Source organism: Pedobacter nyackensis, assembly GCF_032678475.1.
Lineage (GTDB): Bacteria > Bacteroidota > Bacteroidia > Sphingobacteriales > Sphingobacteriaceae > Pedobacter > Pedobacter nyackensis_A.
Map to the genome: position 1 here is coordinate 476373 of NZ_JAVTSF010000001.1, position 25469 is coordinate 501841.

Annotated in this window: 24 protein-coding genes; 12 read left to right on the top strand and 12 right to left on the bottom strand. The window is 37.2% G+C overall.

Annotated elements, in window-relative coordinates:
- Positions 1-15: 15 nt before the first annotated feature.
- A complete protein-coding gene (gene lepA, locus R2Q84_RS01980; protein ID WP_316814843.1) occupies positions 16-1803 on the top strand; it encodes a translation elongation factor 4 in 1788 nt (595 codons plus the stop codon).
- A gap of 53 nt (positions 1804-1856) precedes the next feature.
- Positions 1857-2738, top strand: coding sequence for a bifunctional 5,10-methylenetetrahydrofolate dehydrogenase/5,10-methenyltetrahydrofolate cyclohydrolase (locus R2Q84_RS01985; RefSeq protein ID WP_316814844.1), 882 nt, complete (start codon positions 1857-1859; stop codon positions 2736-2738).
- Between the two features lie 3 nt (positions 2739-2741).
- On the opposite strand, the gene R2Q84_RS01990 is transcribed toward R2Q84_RS01985, so the two are convergent.
- Positions 2742-3083, bottom strand: coding sequence for a Rieske (2Fe-2S) protein (locus R2Q84_RS01990; protein WP_316814845.1), 342 nt, complete (start codon positions 3081-3083; stop codon positions 2742-2744).
- A 78-nt stretch (positions 3084-3161) separates the two neighbouring features.
- On the opposite strand from R2Q84_RS01990, the gene R2Q84_RS01995 reads away from it, so the two are divergent.
- Both R2Q84_RS01995 and R2Q84_RS02000 read left to right on the top strand, forming a co-directional pair.
- Positions 3162-3785 carry a 7-carboxy-7-deazaguanine synthase QueE gene (locus R2Q84_RS01995; protein WP_316814846.1) on the top strand — a complete coding sequence of 208 codons (624 nt, stop codon included), beginning with the start codon at positions 3162-3164 and terminating at the stop codon, positions 3783-3785.
- A gap of 58 nt (positions 3786-3843) precedes the next feature.
- Positions 3844-5739: an OmpA family protein gene (locus R2Q84_RS02000; protein WP_316814847.1), complete on the top strand. Its 1896-nt coding sequence runs from the start codon at positions 3844-3846 to the stop codon at positions 5737-5739.
- Between the two features lie 8 nt (positions 5740-5747).
- Here the strand turns inward: R2Q84_RS02000 and kdsA are convergent, their stop codons facing one another.
- Positions 5748-6563 carry a 3-deoxy-8-phosphooctulonate synthase gene (kdsA, locus tag R2Q84_RS02005; RefSeq protein WP_316814848.1) on the bottom strand — a complete coding sequence of 272 codons (816 nt, stop codon included), beginning with the start codon at positions 6561-6563 and terminating at the stop codon, positions 5748-5750.
- Between the two features lie 18 nt (positions 6564-6581).
- Positions 6582-8771 (bottom strand): DNA helicase RecQ, encoded by a 2190-nt coding sequence (gene recQ / locus R2Q84_RS02010; RefSeq protein WP_316814849.1) that lies wholly within the window; start codon positions 8769-8771, stop codon positions 6582-6584.
- Positions 8772-8860: 89 nt separating this feature from the next.
- On the opposite strand from recQ, the gene R2Q84_RS02015 reads away from it, so the two are divergent.
- The 3 genes from R2Q84_RS02015 (at position 8861) to R2Q84_RS02025 (ending at position 12299) form a co-directional block, all read left to right on the top strand.
- The gene (locus R2Q84_RS02015; RefSeq protein ID WP_316814850.1) at positions 8861-9826 is read left to right on the top strand and encodes a KpsF/GutQ family sugar-phosphate isomerase; all 966 of its coding nucleotides are present in this window, start codon (positions 8861-8863) and stop codon (positions 9824-9826) included.
- 15 nt (positions 9827-9841) lie between these two features.
- A complete protein-coding gene (locus R2Q84_RS02020) occupies positions 9842-10933 on the top strand; it encodes a mannose-1-phosphate guanylyltransferase (RefSeq protein WP_316814851.1) in 1092 nt (363 codons plus the stop codon).
- 94 nt (positions 10934-11027) lie between these two features.
- Entirely contained in the window at positions 11028-12299 is a 1272-nt protein-coding gene (locus R2Q84_RS02025; RefSeq protein WP_316814852.1) for an Hsp70 family protein, read from the top strand.
- 24 nt (positions 12300-12323) lie between these two features.
- On the opposite strand, the gene rlmB is transcribed toward R2Q84_RS02025, so the two are convergent.
- Positions 12324-13088, bottom strand: coding sequence for a 23S rRNA (guanosine(2251)-2'-O)-methyltransferase RlmB (rlmB, locus tag R2Q84_RS02030; protein WP_316814853.1), 765 nt, complete (start codon positions 13086-13088; stop codon positions 12324-12326).
- A gap of 165 nt (positions 13089-13253) precedes the next feature.
- On the opposite strand from rlmB, the gene dnaB reads away from it, so the two are divergent.
- Entirely contained in the window at positions 13254-14819 is a 1566-nt protein-coding gene (dnaB, locus tag R2Q84_RS02035) for a replicative DNA helicase (RefSeq protein WP_316814854.1), read from the top strand.
- 18 nt (positions 14820-14837) lie between these two features.
- On the opposite strand, the gene chrA is transcribed toward dnaB, so the two are convergent.
- Together chrA and R2Q84_RS02045 are read right to left on the bottom strand one after the other, a co-directional pair.
- Positions 14838-16037: a chromate efflux transporter gene (chrA, locus tag R2Q84_RS02040; protein ID WP_316814855.1), complete on the bottom strand. Its 1200-nt coding sequence runs from the start codon at positions 16035-16037 to the stop codon at positions 14838-14840.
- 9 nt (positions 16038-16046) lie between these two features.
- Positions 16047-16382 carry a tetratricopeptide repeat protein gene (locus R2Q84_RS02045; RefSeq protein ID WP_316814856.1) on the bottom strand — a complete coding sequence of 112 codons (336 nt, stop codon included), beginning with the start codon at positions 16380-16382 and terminating at the stop codon, positions 16047-16049.
- Between the two features lie 179 nt (positions 16383-16561).
- Between R2Q84_RS02045 and R2Q84_RS02050 the strand changes: the two genes are divergently transcribed.
- The 4 genes from R2Q84_RS02050 (at position 16562) to R2Q84_RS02065 (ending at position 20344) form a co-directional block, all read left to right on the top strand.
- Complete coding sequence (locus R2Q84_RS02050; protein ID WP_316814857.1) at positions 16562-17299, top strand: electron transfer flavoprotein subunit beta/FixA family protein; 738 nt, start codon at positions 16562-16564, stop codon at positions 17297-17299.
- A 15-nt stretch (positions 17300-17314) separates the two neighbouring features.
- Complete coding sequence (locus R2Q84_RS02055; protein ID WP_316814858.1) at positions 17315-18286, top strand: electron transfer flavoprotein subunit alpha/FixB family protein; 972 nt, start codon at positions 17315-17317, stop codon at positions 18284-18286.
- A 68-nt stretch (positions 18287-18354) separates the two neighbouring features.
- Positions 18355-18969, top strand: a complete 615-nt coding sequence (locus R2Q84_RS02060; RefSeq protein ID WP_316814859.1) for a bifunctional nuclease family protein — start codon at positions 18355-18357, stop codon at positions 18967-18969.
- A gap of 55 nt (positions 18970-19024) precedes the next feature.
- A complete protein-coding gene (locus tag R2Q84_RS02065) occupies positions 19025-20344 on the top strand; it encodes an MFS transporter (RefSeq protein WP_316815943.1) in 1320 nt (439 codons plus the stop codon).
- Positions 20345-20413: 69 nt separating this feature from the next.
- On the opposite strand, the gene R2Q84_RS02070 is transcribed toward R2Q84_RS02065, so the two are convergent.
- The 6 genes from R2Q84_RS02070 to R2Q84_RS02095 all read right to left on the bottom strand — a co-directional run bounded on the left by R2Q84_RS02070 (position 20414) and on the right by R2Q84_RS02095 (position 25424).
- Positions 20414-21700: a citrate synthase gene (locus R2Q84_RS02070; RefSeq protein WP_316814860.1), complete on the bottom strand. Its 1287-nt coding sequence runs from the start codon at positions 21698-21700 to the stop codon at positions 20414-20416.
- Between the two features lie 112 nt (positions 21701-21812).
- Positions 21813-22346 carry a DUF3347 domain-containing protein gene (locus R2Q84_RS02075; protein ID WP_316814861.1) on the bottom strand — a complete coding sequence of 178 codons (534 nt, stop codon included), beginning with the start codon at positions 22344-22346 and terminating at the stop codon, positions 21813-21815.
- Positions 22347-22555: 209 nt separating this feature from the next.
- Positions 22556-23086, bottom strand: coding sequence for an outer membrane beta-barrel protein (locus R2Q84_RS02080; protein WP_316814862.1), 531 nt, complete (start codon positions 23084-23086; stop codon positions 22556-22558).
- Positions 23087-23272: 186 nt separating this feature from the next.
- A complete protein-coding gene (miaA, locus tag R2Q84_RS02085) occupies positions 23273-24217 on the bottom strand; it encodes a tRNA (adenosine(37)-N6)-dimethylallyltransferase MiaA (RefSeq protein WP_316814863.1) in 945 nt (314 codons plus the stop codon).
- Positions 24217-25056 (bottom strand): hypothetical protein, encoded by an 840-nt coding sequence (locus tag R2Q84_RS02090; protein ID WP_316814864.1) that lies wholly within the window; start codon positions 25054-25056, stop codon positions 24217-24219. The genes miaA and R2Q84_RS02090 overlap by 1 nt, the downstream gene beginning before the upstream one ends.
- Positions 25047-25424 carry a hypothetical protein gene (locus R2Q84_RS02095; RefSeq protein WP_316814865.1) on the bottom strand — a complete coding sequence of 126 codons (378 nt, stop codon included), beginning with the start codon at positions 25422-25424 and terminating at the stop codon, positions 25047-25049. The genes R2Q84_RS02090 and R2Q84_RS02095 overlap by 10 nt, the downstream gene beginning before the upstream one ends.
- Positions 25425-25469 lie beyond the last annotated feature (45 nt).

The following is a 25469-nucleotide window of genomic DNA, read 5'->3' on the forward strand; positions in this document are numbered from 1 at the left end:
ATCTTTGCGCCACTGATGAAGCACATACGTAATTTCTGCATAATTGCACATATTGACCACGGTAAAAGCACTTTAGCTGACCGTTTATTAGAATACACTAAAACCATTAGTCAGCGCGAAGCTCAGGCTCAGCTGCTAGACAATATGGATTTAGAGCGTGAACGTGGTATCACGATCAAAAGCCACGCTATACAAATGAATTATAAGGTTGGTGAAATTGAATACAACTTCAACCTGATAGATACACCTGGACACGTAGATTTTTCTTATGAAGTATCGCGTTCTATTGCTGCTTGCGAAGGCGCACTACTTATTGTGGATGCCTCTCAGGGGATTCAGGCGCAAACCATTTCAAACCTATACCTGGCTTTAGAACACGATCTTGAAATTATTCCCATTTTAAATAAAATGGATCTACCTGGGGCAATGCCAGAGGAGGTAAAAGATCAGATTATTGACTTAATCGGCTGTAAACGTGAAGATATTATTCCTGCATCAGGCAAAACCGGTATGGGAATTCCGGATATTATACAAGCGATTGTAGATCGTGTCCCTGCCCCGGTTGGCGACCCGGAGGCACCTTTACAAGCATTGATTTTTGATTCTGTATTCAACCCATTCAGAGGAATTATCGCCTATTACAAAGTAGTTAACGGCGAAATTAAAAAAGGTGATAAAGTTAAATTCATTAACACGGGTAAACAATATTTAGCTGACGAAGTTGGTATCCTGAAACTGGATATGTCGCCAAGAAGTGTAGTTAAAACCGGTGATGTTGGATACATTATTTCCGGTATTAAAGAAGCTCGTGAGGTAAAAGTTGGAGATACAATTACTACAGTTGACAGACCGTCACTAGACTCAATTCAAGGCTTTGAAGAGGTTAAACCAATGGTTTTCGCAGGTATTTACCCTGTTGATACAGATGAATTTGAGGAATTACGAGAAGCAATGCACAAATTGCAATTGAATGATGCATCTATTGTCTTTGAACCCGAAAGTTCCGCGGCATTAGGTTTTGGTTTCCGTTGCGGGTTCCTTGGGATGTTACATATGGAGATCATCCAGGAACGTTTGGAACGTGAATTCGACATGACGGTTATTACGACTGTTCCCAACGTATCCTACATTGCTAAAACGACAAAAGGTGATGAAGTAATCGTAAACAATCCTTCAGATTTACCTGACCCAAGTAAATTAGATTTTGTAGAAGAACCTTTTATCAAAGCAAATATTATTACAAAAGCCGAATTTGTTGGCCCGGTGATGTCTCTTTGTATCCAAAAGAGAGGAATTATCATCAATCAATCTTATCTGACTTCTGACAGAGTTGAATTGGTATTTGAAATGCCTATGGGCGAGATCGTATTCGACTTTTATGATAAGCTAAAAACAATTTCTAAAGGTTATGCCTCGTTTGATTATCATCAGGTTGGCTATCGCAAATCGGATTTGGTAAGATTAGATATGTTGTTAAATGAAGAGCCTGTTGATGCTTTATCTTCATTAATTCACCGTAGTAATGCTTACGATTTCGGAAAGAAGATTTGTGAAAAGCTGAGAGAATTAATCCCTCGTCAACAATTTGAAATTAAGATACAAGCCTCTATTGGTGCAAAAGTTATTGCCCGCGAAACACTTAGTGCTTTACGTAAAGATGTTACGGCCAAATGCTACGGCGGTGATATTTCCCGTAAACGTAAATTACTTGAAAAACAGAAACAAGGAAAGAAACGTATGCGCCAGGTTGGAAACGTAGAAATTCCTCAAACAGCGTTTATGGCAGTATTAAAACTGGATTAACACAATATATTTAAGTTTACCTAAATTTTAACCAAAAACAACACAATCAATACATGCAGTTACTCGACGGAAAATTCGCATCTGAAAAAATAAAACAGGAAATAGCAGCAGAAGCTGCAGATTTTTTAGCTAGTAGTGGCAGAAAGCCACATCTGGTTGCAATTTTGGTTGGTAATGATGGTGGTAGTGAGACTTATGTAGCCAGTAAAATGAAAAACTGTGAGAAGGTTGGCTTTCAATCTTCTTTAATCAGATATGATGTTAGTGTTACAGAAGAAGAGTTGTTACAAAAGATTGAAGAAATAAATAAAGATGCAGGTGTTGATGGATTGATCGTACAACTTCCTCTTCCTAAACACATTGATCCGGAGAAAGTGACAGAGACTATTGATTATCGTAAAGATGTTGATGGTTTTCATCCGGTAAACCTGGGTAGAATGATGCGTAACCTTCCTTGCTTTATACCAGCTACTCCTTACGGTATTTTATTAATGTTACAGGCTTATCAGATTGATACAGCAGGCAAACATTGTGTTGTTGTTGGCCGCAGTAATATCGTAGGAAGTCCGATGAGTATTTTAATGGCACGTAATGCAAATCCGGGGAACTGTACTGTAACGCTAACACATAGTAAAACCAGTAACCTAAAAGAACTTGCGCTTCAAGCCGATATTATTGTTGCAGCAATTGGTAAAAAGAATTTCGTAACTGCTGATATGGTTAAACCTGGCGCAATTATAATTGACGTAGGTATCAATAGAGAAACTTCTGAGCAAACAAAATCAGGTTATAAATTATTTGGTGATGTAGATTTTGAAAATGTTGCGCCTAAGTCTTCATGGATTACTCCTGTGCCTGGTGGAGTTGGATTGATGACCATTGTTGGCTTACTTAAAAATACATTAGCTTCAGCGAAAGGTGAAATTTACAGTTAGGTGTTAACTACCGAACAATCTTTTAATCCAGCTTTCCTTAAAGCCTACATATATCCCGTCGGACCTTAGTTCTACGGGATATTTATTTATATAGTCTCCTTGTCCTTCTGCCCCTCTACCAGTATGTAAGTCATATTCCCAACGATGAATCGGGCAAACGAGATGACCATTTTTACACCAGCCCCCACTAAGAACACCCCCTGCATGTGGGCAATAGTTTTGTACAACAAAAAATTCATGCTCATGCTTTATCAGGCACAATTTCTTTCCGTCTACCACAATCTGCTTCACAAACTCTTCCCCTGGTATTTCCGTATCTATTCTATGCCATTTAAACTTATTCATGTGTTGGTCATTTATTAGCGTCAAGATACATATAAACTCATTTTCATTAGATATTTATTTACCTTTGCCTCCTTAAATATGGCACATCAAATACCAGAAGACGGCACATTACTTCCTTTAATGGAAGAATTCTATACAATACAGGGAGAAGGGTTTAACACAGGGAAAGCCGCATACTTTATCCGTTTAGGCGGATGCGATGTGGGCTGCCACTGGTGTGATGTAAAAGAAAGCTGGGATGCAGAACTGCATCCGTTAACTTTAGCAGACGATATCGTTGCCAAAGCAGACTCCTTCCCAGGTAAAGCAGTGGTCATTACCGGTGGTGAGCCATTGATCTATAACCTGAACTACCTCACAAAAGAACTGCAGAAAAAAGGGATATTGACTTTCATTGAGACTTCAGGAGCCTACCCTCTTTCTGGTGATTGGGATTGGATCTGCCTATCGCCGAAAAAATTCAAAGCTCCGCGACCTGACATCACTCCGTTTGCAAATGAACTCAAAGTAATTGTATTTAACAAAAGTGATTTTGAATGGGCAGAGAAATATGCAGAAACAGTATCTGAAAACTGTAAATTGTATCTGCAACCAGAATGGTCAAAATCTAAAGAAATTACCCCTTTAATCATTGACTATGTGATGGCTAATCCAAAATGGGAAATCTCATTACAGACACATAAGTTTTTGAATATACCTTAGTTTATTTATTATTTTTCCCTACATTTAATGTTACAGTTAACTTATCAAAGTAGCGTTGATGAAAAAAATTACGCTTTTACTCTTCCTTTTCTTTATCATACAGAAAACAAATGCTCAAATAACTAATAATAAAAAAGCGCGGGCTAATTTTGAAAAAGCACAAATACAGCTGAACTCCAATAATTATGAACAGGCTGTACAACTCCTTCAGGATGCAGTAAAAGCAGATCCTGGATTTCAGTTTGCCTTTATTCAACTAGGCGATATTAACCGAAAGCTCAAAGCATATGAACTCGCCAGGCAAAATTATACCAAAGCTATCGTTTTAGGAGGCAATCTGGAGCCCCGATTTTACTACGGTTATGCAGAAGCAGAAATATATACCGGTGATTATACCAACGCATTAAAAAATATCACACATTTTATAAATACTTATAAAGGGGATGATCCTGATTTCATCAACAAAGCGAAAAAATATTTAAAGGATTGCGAGTTTGCTATTGAAGCCTTAAAAAATCCTATAAAGTATGAACTAGTAAATATAGGACCTCAAATCAATTCTAAATACCGGGATTATTTTCCTTCTGTGACTGCTGATGGAAATCAGATGATTTTTACGAGAAAAATCGATGACAATGAAGACTTTTTTCTTTCTACCAGAAAGGAAAACATGTGGACTACACCGATCCCTTTGAGTGAAAAAATCAATACATCAAAATACAACGAAGGAGCACAATCAATTTCCCCAGATGGCATGTATCTTTTTTTTACGGGATGCAACCGTCCTGATGGATTCGGCAGGTGTGATATTTATGTAAGTCATAAAAATGGAAAAAACTGGGGAGAGCCATTTAATTTAGGAGCACCTGTTAATTCTTCCTATTGGGAATCTCAACCTGCTATTAGTCCCGATGGTACCACTTTGTATTTCGTTAGCAACAGGCCTGGCGGAATAGGTGGTTACGATATATGGAAAAGCAAATTAAATGCTGATGGATATTGGACGGTACCAGAAAACCTGGGACCGGATATCAATACCCCTTACGACGAACATACACCATTTATACACCCTGATGGAAAAACTTTATATTTTTCATCCAATGGATGGCCAGGAATGGGCGACAAGGATATCTTCTTAAGCCGGATTAACGAAACCGGCAAATGGTCTAAACCAGAAAATCTAGGCTATCCAATCAATACTTTTAATGAAGAAACAGGTTTAATTGTATCCCCTGATGGAACATATGGTTTATTCTCTTCCATTTTAGAACATGGTTATGGTGATATGGATATTTACCAGTTTAAAATGCCTGAAAGTAAAAAACCACTTCCTATTACCTATGTTAAAGGTATTGTTACCGACAAAGAAACAAAAGCGTTTTTAGAAGCCAGAGTTCAGGTAGTCGATTTAAAAACTAAACAGTTGGTCTATAATGATTATACTTCAGTAACAACCGGAGATTTCCTGGCGGTAATGCCTATCAATGGCAATTATGCATTCAATGTAAGTGCAGATGGTTATCTGTTCTACTCTGAAAACTACCAGCTTGATGACGCTTATATCAATAAGCCATTTATTATATCGGTGAACCTTGATAAGTTGGTAATTGGTAAAACCATGGTGATGCGAAATATTTTCTTTAATACTAATGAGTATAATATTTTACCTGCTTCCCTAATAGAATTAAATACACTTGTAGACTTACTAAAAAACAATGCCAGTATAGAGATAGAAATCCAAGGACATACAGATAATATAGGAAGCGACATTCAAAATGAAAAACTTTCTTTGCAACGTGCAAAGGCTGTTTACGACTTCTTAATTGAAAATGGAATCAAATCTGAAAGACTCAGCTTTAAAGGTTACGGAAAGACAAAACCTATTGTTAACAATGATACAGAAGCTCAACGAAAACAAAATAGGAGAACATCTTTTTTAATTACTAAAAACTAAAAAAGCGGTTAAACAACCGCTTTTCTTATTTTAATCAATTTAACCAGCAGTTGCTCTATTAAATCAAGATGTAACATATTTGCACCATCTGATTTTGCATTAGCAGGGTCGGGATGTGTTTCAATAAATAGTCCATCGGCACCTACCGCGATAGCTGCTTTTGCAATAGTTTCAATTAGTTCAGGTTTACCACCGGTAACTCCGGAACTCTGATTGGGCTGCTGTAAAGAATGCGTACAATCCATTACAACAGGAACACCAAAACTTTGCATCTCTGGAAGTCCACGATAATCTACAATTAAATCCTGATAACCAAATGTATTCCCCCTATCAGTTAGAATCACTTTATTATTACCTGATTCTACAATCTTTTCTACAGCAAACTTCATAGAACCAGCGGAAAGGAATTGCCCTTTTTTTACATTCACCACCTTACCGGTTTTAGCGGCAGCGATCAGCAAATCCGTTTGACGACAAAGAAACGCCGGAATCTGTAATACATCAACGTAAGCCGCAGCCATAGCCGCTTCAACGCTTTCATGAATATCTGTTACAGTCGGCACGTTAAAAGTTTTCCCGATCTTTTCTAAGATCTTCAAAGCTTTTTCATCTCCAATTCCAGTAAACGAACCACCTTTAGAGCGATTTGCTTTTCGATAAGACCCTTTAAAAATAAAAGGAATTTCAAGTTTATCGGTTATATTCACCAGTCGCTCTGCAATACTAAAAGCAATTTCCTCGCCTTCAATGGCACATGGTCCTGCCATTAAAAAGAAATTACCAGATTCTGTATGTTTTAATTTTTCTAATGAAAAGTTGATCATTATCGTTATTATATTCTATTAATTCCCTAATTCAGACATAAATTTTATACGCATCAATTGAATCTCTTCGCGAGAATAATCAGTTTCACCCAATTCTTTCAATGCCTCATCTATAGAATCATTTTCAGCAGATTGAAAATAATCAAACACTTCATCCTGTCTGTCCTCATCAATTACTTCATCTACAAAATAGTTCAGATTTAACTTCGTCCCCGAATTTACTATGGCTTCTATTTCTTTTAAAATATCATCATAGGTAATTCCTTTTGCCCTGGCAATGTCTTCCAAGCCAATTTTCCTGTCGATGTTTTGAATAATTGATACTTTTAACTGCGATTTATTAGCCTGTGTTTTAATAATCAGGTCTATTGGTCGCTCAATATCATTGTCCTCAACATATTTTTTAATCAGTTCAAGGAAAGGAGCACCAAACTTTAATGCCTTACCATTACCTACGCCAGAAATTTGTTTCAGCTCATCCATCGCTATTGGATAATGCGTACACATTTCCTCTAAAGAAGGATCTTGAAAAACAACAAATGGCGGTACGTTTTTTTGTTTCGCTATTTTTTTTCTCAGATCCTTTAGCAGTTGTAACAACTGAGTGTCCAACGTGCCAGAACCATGCTTTACATCATCTTCATCATCGTCAGCAGCACTTTCAATTGGCTCATTCAAAATAAACTTGAGACTATAAGGGTTTTCAATAAAATCTCGTCCAGAGTTCGTTAAACCCAGTAACCCGTAATTGTCTATATCCTTAGAAAGGAAATTATTCAGAACAGCTTGTCTTACTAATGACTTCCAGTGGTTTTCCCCCTCAACAACTCCTATCCCAAATTCAGGCAATTTGCTATGTTCATAAGCTATAGTCTGTGCGGTTTCAGATCCCATGATCACATTCAGGATATGCGAATCGTCAAACTTCTCTCCTATTTTTTTAATCAACTTTAAAACGACCAACAACGACTCTTCAGCGTCAAACAGTTTTTTAGGCTTTTTACAGTTGTCACACATGCAATTACAGCCAGTCTCATTGAAATTCTCTCCAAAATAATGCAGGATTTGTTTTCTTCTACAAACTCCAGATTCTGCATAATCAATTACTTCTTTCAATATTTGTGTACCTATTTCTCTTTCAGAAACAGGTTTATCTTTCATAAACTTCGCCAGCTTATCGACATCCTTTTGGGCATAAAAAGCGATACATACTCCTTCTCCACCATCTCTTCCGGCTCTACCTGTTTCCTGATAATATCCTTCCATACTTTTTGGAATATCATGGTGGATCACAAAACGAACATCAGGTTTATCTATCCCCATACCAAAGGCAATAGTGGCAACAATCACCTCAACATCTTCCATGAGGAATTTATCCTGTGTTTCAGCTCTGACTTTAGGTTCTAATCCGGCATGATAAGGTAGGGCTTTTATTCCGTTCAGATTTAAAGATTCTGCAACCTCCTCTACTTTTTTACGGCTTAAACAATAAATAATACCTGACTTTCCGGTATTATACTTAATGTACCTGATGATTTCTTTCAGTACGTCACGCTTGGGTCTGATCTCATAAAACAAGTTCGGCCTGTTAAATGAAGACTTAAAGAGCGTTGCGTCGCTCATCTGCAGATTCTTAATGATATCCTGCTGAACTTTCGGAGTTGCAGTTGCTGTTAAAGCAATGATAGGAATTCCTTCCCCCAACCCGCTAATCACCTGTCTGATCTTACGATACTCAGGCCTGAAATCATGTCCCCACTCAGAAATACAGTGGGCCTCATCTACCGCTACAAAAGATATTTTAATCAGCTTCAGGAAATCAATATTATCCTGTTTAGAAAGTGATTCAGGTGCTACATAAAGTAGCTTTGTCTGTCCGTTTAATAAATCACTTTTAACCTGGGCAATTTCCGTCTTATTTAGAGACGAATTTAAAAAATGTGCTATACTATCACTCCCGCCAAAAGCTCTCAACTGATCCACCTGATTTTTCATCAGCGCGATTAATGGGGATATAACAATTGCAGTACCCTCATTCATCAATGCCGGTAACTGATAACATATGGATTTCCCCCCACCTGTAGGCATGATCACAAAAGTGTTCTTCTTCTCAAGAACATTGGTGATTATTGACTCCTGATCACCCTTAAAATTGTCAAAACCAAAAAAGGTTTGTAAGTTGTCAAACAACGACTTTTTCACATCCATTTCGTGTATAAAATATTCAGTGCTATTTTTACTTCAAAATAACATAATTTTGCACTAATTCAAAGCATCAATATACTAATAAATTCTGTTTGAAAAGTAAAAAATCTATTATCGAGGCGGGTGTCAGCACTTTACAGTTGGAAGCTGAGGCCATTTTAGGGCTAATTAAAAATGTAAATGATGATTTTGTTAAGGTTGTTAACTTAATTATCGAAAGTCAAGGCCGCGTAATCGTTACAGGAATTGGCAAAAGTGCCATTATTGCGCAGAAAATTGTTGCAACTTTTAATTCTACAGGCACTCCTTCCATATTTATGCATGCTGCAGATGCTGTACATGGTGACCTGGGTATGATTCAAAAAAACGATGTTGTTATTTGCATTTCCAAAAGCGGAAATACCCCAGAAATAAAAGTATTAGCACCTTTACTCAAACAATCTGGCAATATCATGATAGGCATGATTGGTAATTTGGATTCCGAACTGGCAAAACAGGCAGATATGGTTTTGAATACCTACGTTGAAAAAGAAGCTTGTCCACATAACCTTGCTCCTACCACCAGCACTACTGCTCAGCTCGCCATGGGCGACGCTCTTGCCATATGCTTATTACACACCAGGAATTTTAACGAACAAGATTTCGCTAAGTACCACCCCGGTGGCGCCTTAGGTAAAAAACTATATTTGAAAACCGGGGACCTGGCCGTAAAAAACCAAAAGCCTAGTATAAGTCCTAATGCATCTGTAAAGGATGTTATCATCGAAATTAGTCAAAATCGATTGGGTGCTGTAGTTGTTATTGAAGCAAATGAAGTTCTAGGCATCATTACGGATGGCGACATCAGAAGGATGCTGGAGAAACAATCAGATTTAAGTAATATTAAAGCGAGCGATTTAATGAATTCGAATCCAAAAAAGATTGAAAAAGATCTTTTAGCAATAAGTGCTCTTGAAATCATAAAAGAGAATAATATCACCCAATTATTAGTTACCGACTCCGGAAGTTATTTTGGTATCGTACATTTGCACGACCTTCTTCAGGAAGGTATCATTTAAAACGTTCTAATTATCATGAATAAGAATAATTACGCATTAATAATGGCCGGCGGTGTGGGCAGCCGGTTCTGGCCAGTAAGCAGAACTGAATTTCCAAAGCAATTTATAGATTTCTTTGGCGTGGGAAAAACATTAATACAAAGTACGTACGAACGTTTTTTAAAAATATGTCCTCCGGAGAACATATTCATTGTGACCAACGAAATATATACTCCTATTATCCGGGAGCAATTACCAGATCTGAATGAGAACCAGATCCTGGCGGAACCAATTATGCGTAATACCGCCCCGTGTATTTCTTATGGCTCCATGAAAATTGCTAGTCTGAATCCCAATGCGACCATAGTTGTAGCTCCTTCAGACCACACCATAACAAATCAGGATGCTTTTGTAGCTGCAATAGAACAATCTTTAAAAGCAGCTTCAGAAAACAATTGTCTAATTACACTTGGTATTAAACCAAGCAGACCCGATACGGGATATGGTTACATACAATATATTGACAATACCCTAAAAACGGACAACCAAATTCACAAGGTTAAAATTTTCACAGAAAAACCAAATATAGATCTGGCTAAATCTTTTATACAGAGTGGTGATTTTCTATGGAATGCAGGGATATTCATTTGGTCTGCCAAATCTATAAATGATGCTTTCTCTAAGCATCTTCCTGATATGTACGAAATATTTCTACAGGGAAAGGCATTTTATAATACTGAAAACGAAAAGGGCTTTATCAGCGATGCCTACCAACAGTGCACAAACATTTCTATCGACTTTGCCATTATGGAAAAAGCTGACAATGTTTATGTATTACCTGCCGATTTTGGCTGGTCCGATTTAGGTACCTGGGCTTCTATATACGACATTGCAGAACATGACTATGTTGGTAATGCAGTTATCCCTGCTGAAAAAGTAATGATGTTCAATTCCTCTAACTGTATGGTAAATGTACCTAAAGATAAATTGGTTATACTTCAAGGTTTACATGACTATATTGTTGTAGAATCAAACAACACCTTACTGATCTGCCCACGATCTGAGGAACAAACAATTAAGCAAGTAGTGGCGGATGTAAAAGCTAAATTCGGCACTAAGTTCATTTAGTTTTTCATTTCCATTTATATACAAACATCCGGATTCGGGCTAAAGCCAGATCCGGATGTCTTTTTTTTACCTATCAAACATTTCAAATTTTACCATGAGTAAGTTTTTATACGGAATTGACTTTGGAACAACCAATTCTGCGCTATCTATTTTTGACGAAGAGAAAAATGAAATTACAGAAACCATTATCGTACCATCTATTCTGTATTTTCAAAGTGAACAAAGTCCATCACAGCCATTAAATTACGTAGTTGGAGAAGAGGCTATTGCAGCATATTTAAGTGACGGTATGAAGGGACGCTTCATGAAATCCATTAAACGAATTCTGCCAAGAAGCAGTTTTATAGAAACCAGGATTCATCATAAAAAACTAAATGCCTCTGATCTGGTTACCTTAATTCTAAAGGAGCTAAAATCCAGGGCAGACCAGATTACAGGTACAGATTGCCGGAAGGCAATTATCGGAAGACCAGTTTTTTTTGACGACGACAATACTTCCAAAGATGTATTAGCTCAAAAAAGGCTTAGCAAAGCTGCAGAAAATGCAGGTTTTGACGAAGTAAGATTTCAGTTTGAACCCATTGGGGCCGCTTTTGCCTATGAAAAAACCATCAGCACTAAAGAAAAAGTACTGGTAGCCGATTTAGGTGGTGGAACAACCGACTTCACGTACCTTGAACTGGATCCTGCTAAAATTGGAAATAAAGATCGTAGAGAAGACATTATAGCAACAGGAGGTATTTACATTGGCGGCGACAGCTTTGACTCTGCATTTATGTGGGAAAAAGGCACACCTTATTTTGGAAAGCACACCATGTACGAAGCAGCCCCTGGAAAAACGCTAAAGGTTCCTGTTTCTTTATTCGCCAATATTTGTTCCTGGGAACAGATGAACTTTTTTAACGGGTTAAAAGTAAAAAATGATATACAAACCTATTATCATTATTCTAAGCAAGATAAAACCTTTAAGAATCTCATCACACTTATTGATAACAACCTTGGTTATTCTGTTTTCCAGACTATTGAGAGAACCAAAATAGAGTTATCAGTGCAAACCACTTCTAAGTTTAAATATTCAGAAATGGAAATAGAGATCGATGAAAATATCTCTATTGAAACCTATGAAAATGTTATAGACAAAGATCTTTTAAAGATTAGCCGCTATCTGGATACGTTTTTATTACAACATCAAATCAATCCAGATGAAATAAACAGCTTGTTTTTAACAGGAGGAACATCTATGGTCCTGGCTGTAAAAAATCTATTTAAAACCAGATTTCCTAATATCCCTCTGCATACCGGAGACAATTTTATGAGTGTTGCGAAAGGATTGGCTTACAGCGGTTACTTATTTAACGAATCATAAAATTTCTCAAAGGTCATCAGTCAGCTATTGGCGCTGTCTGATGGCCTCATATAAAATTACCCCCGCAGATACAGATACATTAAGTGAACTGATCTCTCCTATCATAGGTATCTTAGCCAGGTGATTTGCCATACGCATAATCTCATTAGAAATTCCTTCATCTTCTGATCCCATTACTATTGCTGTTGGAGCTGTATAGTCAGGTGCATAAATCAGATCATTTGTCTTTTCCGTACACGCAACAATCTGCAAACCGCATTCCTGTAAATATAGCGCTACTTTATGCAAGCTTTGATGTCTGCATACCGGGATACTGAACAAAGCTCCTGCCGAAGTCTTAATTGCATCTGCATTGATCTGTGCAGAGTTTTTTGATGGTACAATAAGCGCATGTACGCCAGCACAAGCCGCTGTACGCGCAATTGCTCCCATATTTCTAACATCGGTAACACCATCAAGAATTAAAACTAACGGAGTTTCTCCTTTTTCATAAATCATTGGAATAATATCCTCAATCTTTTGAAATGCGATTGCAGAAATTACCGCAATTACCCCCTGATGATTCTTTTGCGTCATACGGTTCAGTTTTTCAATCGGCACATTATGGACAGGAATATCAGTACCTTTTAACAAGGCCTTTAGTTCCAAAATGATTCCGCCGGTAAGACCACGCTGTATATAAATACTTTCTACATCTTTCCCAGCTTTAATAGCCTCTATTACAGCACGTATACCAAATACAAATTCATTATTTTCTTTAGGTCTTGAAGGTCTTCTGGAGTTTTCCATTAATATTTAAAATTGAACCGCAAAAATAGGGATTCTTTTCCACATAGTTTTGTTAGCAAAAATCAAAAATTTCACAAGATGACGCCGCAACGAGGATATTGATGGATGTCGAAATGTGAGTAAAGAAATACAGAAAGGACTTATTTTTTGTATAATTTTGTAGCCATGAGTAACGATCACCCATCCCAAGGACAAGATAAGGCGAGTTTCAGTGCCAGAAAGAACCGTCTAAGCAATACTGTAAGTACAATGGGAAGAATCCCGCCACAGGCAATTGATCTTGAAGAGGCTATTTTAGGAGCTCTAATGCTTGAAAAAGACGCATTATCTACTGTTATCGATATCCTTAAGCCTGAAATGTTTTATCATGATGCGCATAAAAAAGTTTTCGAAGCCATCCAGGGACTTTTCCAAAAATCAAAACCGGTTGATATTTTAACCGTTACTTCAGAGCTACGGACATTAGGTCTCCTTGAAATGATAGGTGGTGCATATTATATCACCAACCTTACTAACAGGGTTGCCTCGGCTGCAAATATTGAATTCCATGCGAGGATTGTATCTCAGAAATATATTCAAAGAGAACTGATTAGAATTTCATCAGAGATTATATCAAATGCGTACGAAGATACTACTGATATTTTTGATCTATTGGACCAAGCTGAAAAAGGCTTGTTTGATATCGCCCAGAACAACCTTCGCAGGGACACGCAGAAAATGGATGAGATTGTAAAACAATCATTAGCGACGTTAGAAGAACTACGCAGCAAAAGTGACGGTTTAACAGGTGTACCTTCAGGATTTACCGATCTGGACCGTATTACTGGCGGGTGGCAGCCTTCAGATTTAGTTATTATTGCTGCACGTCCTGCAATGGGTAAAACAGCCTTCGTTTTAACATGTGCACGTAACGCAAGTGTTCAATTCCACCGTCCTGCAGTAGTTTTCTCTTTAGAGATGTCATCAGTACAGCTGGTAAATCGTTTAATTTCCGGAGAAGCCGAAATTGAGCAGGAAAAAATAAGAAAAGGAAATTTACAGGAATGGGAATGGCAGCAACTACATAGTAAGATTGGCGGACTGACAGAAGCTCCGTTGTTAATCGATGATACTCCAGCGCTTAATATTTTCGAATTCAGAGCGAAATGCCGGAGACTAAAATCACAATATGATATACAATTAATCATCATCGATTACTTGCAGCTAATGCACGGTAAAGGTGAAGGTGGTGGAAACAGGGAGCAAGAGATCGGTAGTATATCGAGAGCTTTGAAATCTGTTGCTAAAGAACTGAATGTCCCTGTATTGGCACTATCTCAGTTAAGTCGTGCGGTTGAAAGTAGACCTGGGGTGAACGGAAAAAGACCAATGCTATCGGATTTACGTGAATCGGGATCTATTGAGCAGGATGCGGATATGGTACTATTCTTATATAGACCGGAATATTACGGTATCACTGAAGATGAACAAGGGCGGTCTCAAGCTGGTGTTGGTGAAGTAATTATTGCAAAGCACAGGAATGGTGAAACAGGTATTGTACCCCTTCGATTCATTGGTAAATATGTAAAGTTTGCCGATCTGGAAGAAAGCTTCTCTGCACCTACTTCGTTTTCTATGGATAGTCCAAGTGCTGGTATGCAGCCTTCTCAGGATTTCGATAGACCAGCAGGCAACGTGATCATTAAACCTTCGCGTATGGATGATATGCATGATGAAGATGCACCTTTTTAAAACGGTTGTAATACAGAGCTATAAAAAGTAACCTAATAGTATTCCAGCTAGAACTATAAACGGCGTACTTATTCTGGTATAATTGAGAATCAAGAAAGTGGCAACCATCACCCCTATCGCTAAGGCATCAAGGGCGACAGGAAGCAATAAAAGCACAAAAGCTGCAATAATAAAACCTACACTTACCGCATTGATACCCGTTAAGGAGTATTTAATGCGGTTGATTTTCTTAAGATCTTCCCAAAACGGTACAATAAACAAAACTAGTATAAGCCCGGGAAGATTAATTCCCAGTACCCCTACCAGCCCTCCTAAAACCTGACCAGTGACACCGAATCCAAAATTCCGCATACTCAGAGCTCCCAGGTAACTGGTAAAAGAAAATGTCGGCCCCGGTAAAGCTTGTTGTAAAGCAAAACCCGATAAAAATCCTGAAGCGCTCAGATACTGTTTCATTTGCACAAACTCGGTAAACATTAACGGCACCAACACCTGTCCTCCCCCAAAAATTACAATACCATTACGATAAAAATTCTCAAACAACCTAATAGGCAAACTAAAAGGAGATGTTCTGTTTATAATAGCTCCCATAAGTGCGAGAAACAACAATACTCCAAAAAAATAAGTAAGCTTCTTGGGGTTAATATTGGAGAAAAGATTTAATCTTATGCTACTTTCTTCCGCCGGTGTTCCAATGGCTGACGATATCATCCCTCCCATTAAAATGGCCATTGGAAAAACATAAGCGTTTCTTAAAACTAAAGTTACAATAGCCGCAGATACCGCTAAAAAAACTGTCAGTTGCGACACCAATACTCTTTTTGCCAGATTAAAGGCGCCATACGCAACAATCCCTAAAGCAATAGGCTGTATGTATTCTAAAATTTCTGTAAACTTTTCCTTTTGATCCAATTTAGCGAAGGTTATTGCAGCAAAAGTCATAATTGCAGCCGAAGGCAGAATCCATATCAAAAAAGTGATAATTGAAAGCTTTAATCCACCTACCTTATAAGCAATCCCCACAAGCGTTTGAGTGGATGCGGGTCCCGGTAAAATTTGGGCAAGGGCATTCAATTCAAGTAATTCTTCTTCTGAAACGAAGCTCGAATTTTTCACAAAATACCTCAGCAAAAGTGCCAGATGTGCCTGAGCCCCACCAAAAGCAGTAAAGGTGAAAAGGATTACATTCCTGATAAACAACAATTGCCTTTTGCCCACCTGTTTTAATTAGTCATCTTCATAATCTAAACCTGCTGCAGAATTATAAGCGCCCTGAAGCTCAGAAAAGGCATGCATATCTTTTTTATTTCTCGCGGCTATCATACCTTTCTGATAAATATCCAATGCAAGCTCCATTTCTCCTGTTTTTTGATAAAGTTTACCCAAATGGTAGTAAGTTCCAACGTAATTCGGATGTTCATTAATAAGCTTCAAATAATATTGAAGTGCCTTTTCTGTATCATTTACACTATTATACTCCGTAGCCAGTGCATACAATACGAACGGATCATTAGGATCACTCTGTAAAAAGTCTAATAACTTTATTAATCGGGTACTTTGCATTTTAAATCCCTGCTTTTTTAATTAGATTTGCAAAAAGACATTTTGAAGTTTAACGACTTCTTAACCTTTAACAATCAAATATATTAATTCTATGAAACCATCATTAGTTTATGATTAACTAAAAAGTTATTAAAGCTTTATGATCGCTTCAAAACCATTAAAAATCAATATGTAAACCTATGAAAATATTAGTTTGTATCAGTAACGTGCCCGACACGACAACAAAAATAACTTTTACCAACGATAATACACAATTCAATACTGCAGGAGTACAGTTTATTGTAAACCCTTATGATGAAATTGCGTTATCAAGGGCTATTGAACTTTGCGAAGGTGGAAAAGGTACGGTAACTGTAATTAATGTTGGCGAAGCCACTACCGATCCGACTATCAGAAAAGCACTGGCTATCGGAGCAGATGATGCAGTGAGAATTAACGCTGCACCACGAGATGCCTATTTCACTGCCTACCAGATTGCTGAGTACGCAAAGACCAACGATTTCGATATGATCCTTTGCGGTCGAGAATCAATCGATTACAACGGCTCTCAGGTAGCCGCAATGATTGGTGAATTTTTGGATATCCCATCTATATCTATCATTAAAAAATTAGACCATGATGGCAGTACTGCCACAATTGAGCGTGAAATTGAGGGAGGTAAAGAAATTATTTCAGTTACAGGTAAATTTATTGCAAGTTGTGCCGAAGGTACAGCCGAACCTAAAATACCTAATATGAGAGGAATTATGTCTGCACGCACCAAGCCATTACAGGTTATTGAAGCTAAAGACATTGCACAGCTTAGTAAAATACAACAATTCGAGACACCTCCTCCACGTGGTGCGGTTAAATTAGTAGCTGCAGAAGAAACAGCTAAATTAATCGATCTGTTACACCAGGAAGCAAAAGTAATTTAATTAAAAGAAGATCTTATGTCAGTTTTAGTATATGTAGAGCAAGTTGATGGTAAATTTAAGAAATCTGTATTCGAAGCCGTTTCTTATGCAAAAGCCATTGCAGATAAAAAAAATAGTAATTTAACAGCTATTTCCATTGGTAATGTTGGTGAGAGCGAACTTGCAGAGCTTGGTAAATACGGAGCATCTAAAGTTTTAAACGTTACCAATGATCAGTTAAAAAATTTTGTAAACCAAGCCTATGCAGCAGTAATTGCTGATGCAGCAAAAAAAGAAAATGCAGATATCGTTGTTCTTTCCAATTCATTCTCTGGAAAAGGTTTAGGACCGCGTATTGCAGTAAAACTTGAGGCAGGACTGGTTGATGGGGCCGTAGAATTACCTCAAATGGACGGTGGGAAATTCCAGGTAAAGAAAACAGCATTCTCCGGAAAAGCATTTGCAATAACTGAATTAACCTCAGCTATAAAAGTGATCGCGCTGAACCCCAACGCATTTGGCACAAAAGAAAATGTCATTGATGTTACCATAGAAGCCTTCAGTCCGGAAGTAAAATCAACAGATCTTGCTGCTATTGTAAAAGAAGTAGTTAGGGCTACCAATAAAATATCTTTACCTGATGCGGAACTTGTCGTATCAGCTGGACGAGGCTTAAAAGGTCCCGAGAACTGGGGAATGATAGAAGAACTAGCTTCATTGTTAGGTGCAGCTACAGCTTGTTCTAAACCAGTTTCGGATGCCGATTGGAGACCACATTCAGAACACGTAGGACAAACGGGTATTGCCATTAGTCCAAATTTATATATTGCGATAGGCATTTCCGGTGCAATTCAGCACTTGGCTGGTGTTAGCTCATCAAAAGTAATAGTTGTCATCAATAAAGATCCTGAAGCTCCTTTCTTTAAAGTAGCTGACTATGGAATAGTTGGTGATGCATTTGAAGTAGTACCAAAATTAATCGAAGCATTAAAAGTACATAAAGGGTAATATTTGTCATCCTGAGCTTGCCAAAAGCTTCATAGTTTCTGGCAAGCTCAACATGACATTTCTATAAAATGAAAAAAGTAAAACTAGACATCGTTGGTCTATCTTATAGCCAAACCCAGTCAGGAGCTTATGCTCTGGTACTTGGAGAAGTAAATGGCAGAAGACGTTTGCCGATTATAATTGGTGCGTTTGAAGCACAAGCTATCGCTATAGAGATAGAAAAAATGACTCCAAGCAGGCCATTAACCCATGACCTGTTTAAAACCTTCGCGCAGATCTACAACATTGAAATTAAAGAAATCTTAATCTACAACCTGGTAGAAGGTGTTTTTTACGCCAAACTAATCTGCACTGATGGCCAGACTACACATGAAATTGATGCCAGAACTTCTGATGCAATAGCCTTAGCTGTTCGATTTAACGCAGCTATTTTTACCTATGAATTTATTCTTTCTTCAGCAGGTATAGTCATAGAAGGAAATGACTTCCTGTTTCTTGAAAACATGGATAGTCTTTCTAAGGAACAGGGGACTGAAGACATCACCTCCATCCCATCTTCAAGTTATAAATCATTAAGTATTGAAGAATTAAATCAAAAACTTCAGGAAGCAATTGCTGAAGAAGCTTATGAAAAAGCTGCCCGTATACGTGATGAATTAAACAGAAGAAATAATGAACGTTAAGTTCCGCTTAACCCTGATGAGTTTCCTTCAGTTTTTCGTATAGGGTGCCTGGCTCATCACCATCGCCAATTATTGGTTCGGAACAAAACAATGGGATGGCACTCAATTCGGTGCCATTTTTGCAACAATGGGATTTGCATCTCTTCTTATGCCAACATTAACAGGAATTATTGCTGATAAATGGGTAAACGCGGAAGTGCTTTATGGTATTCTTCATATATTATATGCCGGGGTATTATTTTACATACCGCAGGTTAACAGTCCAAATGATTTTTTCTGGGTGATGTTGTTAGCTATGTGTTTTTACATGCCTACCATCTCACTTAGTAACTCCATTTCTTATACAACTTTAAAGTCCGGATTGTTCGATGTTATTAAAGATTTTCCGCCAATAAGAGTTTGGGGAACAGTAGGTTTTATAGTAGCAATGTGGACCACAAACTTAACTGGAAATAAAGCCACCGCTTATCAATTTTATATAGCTGGCACCGCAGCACTCGCATTAGGTATTTATGCATTTACGCTACCAAAATGTCCTCCTCAAAACTTAATAGACGAGAAAAAGACCTTTGCACAAACTTTGGGTTTAGAGGCATTTAAGCTATTTACTAATTACAAAATGGCCTTGTTCTTCGTATTTTCGATGTTTTTAGGCGGTGCACTACAATTAACAAATGCCTATGGAGACGTCTTTCTCGATGAGTTTAAGTTATTCCCTGCCTATGCAAATTCGTTTGTCACCAGGTATTCCACCATCATTATGTCCATTTCTCAGGTTTCCGAAACCTTATTTATCTTAGCTATCCCTTTCTTTTTGAAACAGTTTGGTATAAAAAAGGTCATAGTAATTGCTATGTTAGCATGGGTATTACGCTTCGGATTTTTTGCTTTTGGCGATCCTGCAGGTAATCTATGGATGATCGTCATGTCCTGTATTGTATATGGCATGGCATTCGATTTTTTCAATATTTCGGGTTCTCTTTTTGTAGAGACCTCTACCACGCCAAAAAATCGTTCTTCCGCACAAGGTATGTTTATGATGATGACCAATGGATTCGGTGCTATATTCGGCAGCCTTGTATCCGGCTGGATGATCGATAAGTACTTCACAAAACACTATAGTGATATTCAATCACTCGCCACAGTAGCAAATACGGATCCAAAAAATCAGCACCTATTATCTTTCCTTGAAAATAAAGGTATAAGTGTATTGGCCAATGGCGATTTGAGCCGTGTACTGGATGTAAAAGACTGGTATAGTATATGGATTTCTTTTACTTTATATGCCCTGGTCATTACTATAGCGTTTGCCATCATGTTTAAACACAAACATAACAGTGCAGAAGAAAAAGCTATAGAAGCTATGACCCATTAAAACAAAAGATATTCTAAAAATAAACCCCGTTCAGTTATTGAACGGGGTTTATTTTTATCTAATCAGATTCTACCTGTCTTTTATTTCAGTAAACTTTCTATCAGTATGACCAACATAAATCTGACGTGGACGACCGATTGGTTCTTTGTTCTCATGCATCTCTTTCCATTGTGCAATCCATCCTGGTAAACGACCTAATGCAAACAATACTGTAAACATATCAGTTGGGAAACCCAACGCTCTGTAAATAATACCAGAATAAAAATCTACATTCGGATAAAGTTTACGTTGAACAAAATATGGATCACTTAACGCAGCCTCTTCCAATTTTTTAGCAATTTCCAAAACAGGATCATTAATACCCAGTTTCTCTAAGATATCATCACAAGCTTTTTTAATGATTTTAGCTCTTGGATCAAAATTTTTGTAAACTCTGTGCCCAAAACCCATCATGCGGAAAGGATCATTTTTGTCTTTAGCCTTATTGATCCATTTCTCAGTATCACCACCATCTTCTTTAATCAGTTCAAGCATTTCAATCACAGCCTGATTTGCACCACCATGAAGTGGTCCCCATAAAGCATCGATACCTGCGGAAACAGAAGCATATAAATTACAGTCAGAAGAACCTACCATCCTTACAGTAGAAGCAGAACAGTTTTGCTCATGATCAGCGTGTAAAATCAATAGGGTATTCATCGCACTAACTACAACAGGATCAATTTCGATCTCTTCTGTACGCTGACCAAAGATCATGTTCAAAAAGTTACTTACATAATCATATTTGTTTTTAGGATAAATAAGTGGATGACCTAAAGATTTTTTATAAATGAAAGAAACAATAGTCGGAAACTTAGCCAATAGCTTAATCATCGTCAGATCCATTGTTTCAGGAGATGAATTAGCATTTAGCGATTCAGGGTAAAATGTAGATAGCGAACAAACTAAAGATGACAACTGAGCCATTGGATGTGATTTAGAAGGATATCCATCTAAAAACTTTTTCATGTCCTCATGAATCAAAGTATGTCTGCTAATCTGGCTTTGAAAATTTGTCAGCTGATCTTGCGTTGGCAAATCACCATAAATTAATAAGTATGCTACTTCTAAGAATGTAGATTTTTCTGCCAGTTCTTCAATAGGGTATCCTCTGTACTTTAAAACACCTAATTCACCATCTAAAAAGGTTATTGCACTCTTTGTAGAGCCTGTATTCTTATATCCAAAGTCTAAAGTGATATGACCCGTTAAATCTCTAAGTTTAGAAATATCAATAGCCTTCTCTCCTTCGGTACCTGTAATAACCGGGAATTCATACACTTTTCCGTCAATCTTAATTTCTGCAATATCTGACATATATATTCTTAAATTTATAAAAACAAACTTAACTAATCCATTCCGATTAGCTTTTAGCTTATTATAACAAAGCTGTTAAATTATTATTAAATGTGGGTCAAAGCCAAGTAAATTACTTGGTAGAATTTATCGTTTCTACAACACGACCGCACTCCATCATCTCATCCCCATAATAAGGGTTTTGTATTTTTTGCTCATTTGAAAGCCAATCGCCGCCATCTCCATTATTGGCCATAGGACAATGCTGTACGAAAATAGCCCCTTTAGTGATGTCTGCGTGCTTAAACAAAGCAATAACATCATTACTTAATGAAGTAAACTCTTTACGTTGAGTGGCGATATCTTTTGACGTAGCTATTTTATCAGCAATCAATGCAGTGCTCTCACACCCCTTATATTTAGCTAAATCTGTTTTAAGTAGTGCCGCTGTTTTCTGCGCTTCTTCAAACTTCGTACTCACCAAAGCATCTTTTAAAGCGATATAACCGTTGTAAATGGCTTGAACTTTTGCGTCTTTTAATTCCACAATCTCTCCGCCTGTTTTGTCCGCGATTGATGTGGTATCCGAATTCCCTGCTACTTTCTTTTCCGTATTTGTGCAAGAAACTATCCCCGTGATTAGCATTACTGCCAGATATTTTCTCATGTTTCGTTTTTTTGGTTAAAATAGCATTTTAATTTTAAATAAATAAAAAAGCGCCTGAAAAAATCTGGAGCTTTTCAATATTTGCAATAAAAAGTACCACAATCCTCCCCGCTGACTACTCCATTCATGACCATTTATTTTAAAAATGTATCTGTAATAAAAAAGGCTCCTGGATCAGGAGCCTTTTTTACAATTATGTACTTTCAGTATTACAATTTGAAGCTATAAGCTAAACGTAAAGCGAACTGACCGTTTTGAGGTCTGAAAGTGTTTGAAGTTCTTTGTTGAGTAACACCTTCATATCTAGCACCGATATCAAAACCACCAGCAGTTTGGTAACCTAAACCAGTTGAATAAATGAATGATTCTTTAGCATCTTTTTTAGTACCAAAACCAAAACCAGCTTCACCTGATAAATATAAACCACCAATTTGTGGGAATACTTTAACACCACCTTTTACTGGAATGAAGTTATAGTCTTCACCTTGACCATCTTTTGCTTTAAAAGAAGTGTAACCACCTGTTGCTGTAAGAGCCAATTCTCTTGACAATTCGAACTGGAAACCTAAATCTGCACCATATGCATATTTAAATGGAGAACCATCAGTTGGTGCACCACCACTAATACCTACACCTAAACGAACACCTTTAGCATTTTCTCTTGTTTGAGCTTGAGAAACAGTTGCTGTTAACATAAATAAACCTGCAGCAATAGCGAAAATTTTTGTAACTTTTTTCATTTTTTAATTTTCAATTATATAAAACTTATTTGTGTATTATAAACAGATTTTTAATTATCGATAAATTATTAATACCTATAACTCAAAACCCATCTACTCCTCACCTTTACAAAACGTATGCCACATTCCTTAAGTAATTCATATTAATTTATGATATTGAAAATATTAAATGTGATACATTCCTATTCAAAAACTCCTCTCAGCATTCAAATACTGATTATACAGCCTAAACGCCTCTTCTGTAGGATCAATGTTATTCTTAGATTTTATCCAATTTATTTTAACGCCATCTTTTTCCATTTTTCTAAAAAAAGTCATCTGACGCTTTGCAAACTGACATATCGCAATTGTTAATTTTTCGACTAGCGTTTCGTAATTTATTTCGCCAAAGATATAGGACACAACAAACTTATATTCAAGACCATAGAACACAAACTTCTCTTTAGAAACCCCCATTTCAATCAACTGCTTCACCTCATTTATCAGTCCCTGTTCCAGTCTTAGGTTCAACCTTTCAATGATTCTGTTTCTTCGTAAATCCAGTTCAGGTTCTAATCCAATAATGCAGGAATTAAACACGGGTCTTTCTATTTTAACCAAAGTATGTTCTGTTAAATAGGATGACACCTCTATTGCTCTGATGATTCTCTTACGCGAAGATAAATCAGCATGAGCAGTAAATTTGTGAGAATAATCTGACAAAATATTTCGCAGTTCATTCAATTCAAGATCAGCTAATGAAGCGCGCAATGTAGCATTTGGTGGAATTGCTGTGTATTCATGATCCTGCAATACGCTATGAATATACATACCACTGCCACCACAAAGTATTGGGAGGGTCTTTTTGTCAGTTATTTTTTTAAAAGCATTATAAAAGTCCTCTTTAAATTCGTTTACATTATAATTTTCACCGGCTTTTTTTATATCAATAAGATGATAAGGAATTTTTCTACCGTTCACGACATACTCGTCAAGATCTTTACCAGTCCCAATATCCATTCCCTCAAAGACTTGTCTGCTATCTGCACTGATAATTTCACCATTTAGAACACTTGCCAAATTGACAGCTAACTTTGTCTTACCAGATGCTGTCGGGCCCAACACTACCAAAAGTGGCTTTTTATTAATCATTATAGATACAATATATATTTAAGGTTACCTGTATTAAAAACAGGCAAATACTCTTCATTAAGGTCGGCACTAGCTATCGATTCCTTATTCAAATTTAAATTCTGCTGAATAGAAAGTGGCAGACGATGCGGAAAAACTCTAGTCATCTCCTCCTTTTGCAACCATATTTGAGCCGGAGGTGTAATTTCAGTTAGCGTAAATCCTGATTGTTCATACGCATTCCCCAAGGACCAGTCTCGATCTGCATAACTCATCACATCATTTGGCGCTGTCAAATTTACAAAATGCTTCAATAGCTTAGTAAATCCTCCCGTAACCGTAAACCCCATAAGTGTGGCAAAACGGATCAGCTCAACGGATTGGTAATCCGCGGAAATTCTTTTCATAAACCTTGCATTGCTAAAACTTGCAACAGCAACCGTTTGTATACCTATATCAAGTGCAAACCTGTATTTTGCTTTAGCAGATCCCTGGATATGATTATCATTCAAAAAATCGTCGGCCTGTTTTTGTGTAATTGCCTTAATTAATCCTTTACGGCCATGCAACCGTTTATTTAAACCTAAAAGAGACTTGATTCTACCAATAACCTGTTCCCGCCTTGTATACCAAATGTCTTCCCAAAGCTGAACTAAATTAATACGCTTTTGCTGATAAATTGTTTGTAACGCTACGAGCTCCCCGGGGTTGTAATCGTTCTCAAGAGGGATTAAACTAATTACGACGGCATCATTACAAAGCAGTAAGTTATACCTATCATACGCAATAGGCACCACAACAAGCCCTGAGTCCTGAAGTTCAATTAATACATTATTCTGCCAAATCAATCCTATACCCAACCTTTTTCCTTATATAATCTATATCCCTCTGCTAAAGCACTTTCAATGTGACCTAACAATACATCGTCAAGCTTTTTAACATGAAAGCACGACTTACCTTTCAACAATTTTAAAAGAACCGGATCAAATACTGCTTTTATATCAGGTTCTGCATAAACTGGCATATAATAAAATCCAACATGACCTTTACGGATCATTACTGCAGCAAAATAGACTTCATGCCTTCTCCTACCCTCTATAACAACATCTTTATCACTCCACAGATCATAGGTCGTTTCACTATTAACCCTATTATTAAATCCGAGTGCTGCATATGGCTGCAACACTGCTCTTATGGTTTGGAATATTTCTATAAAATCTGTTTTCATTACTGTCATGATCAATCTACACAAACAACATCTTAAAAGTCAGAT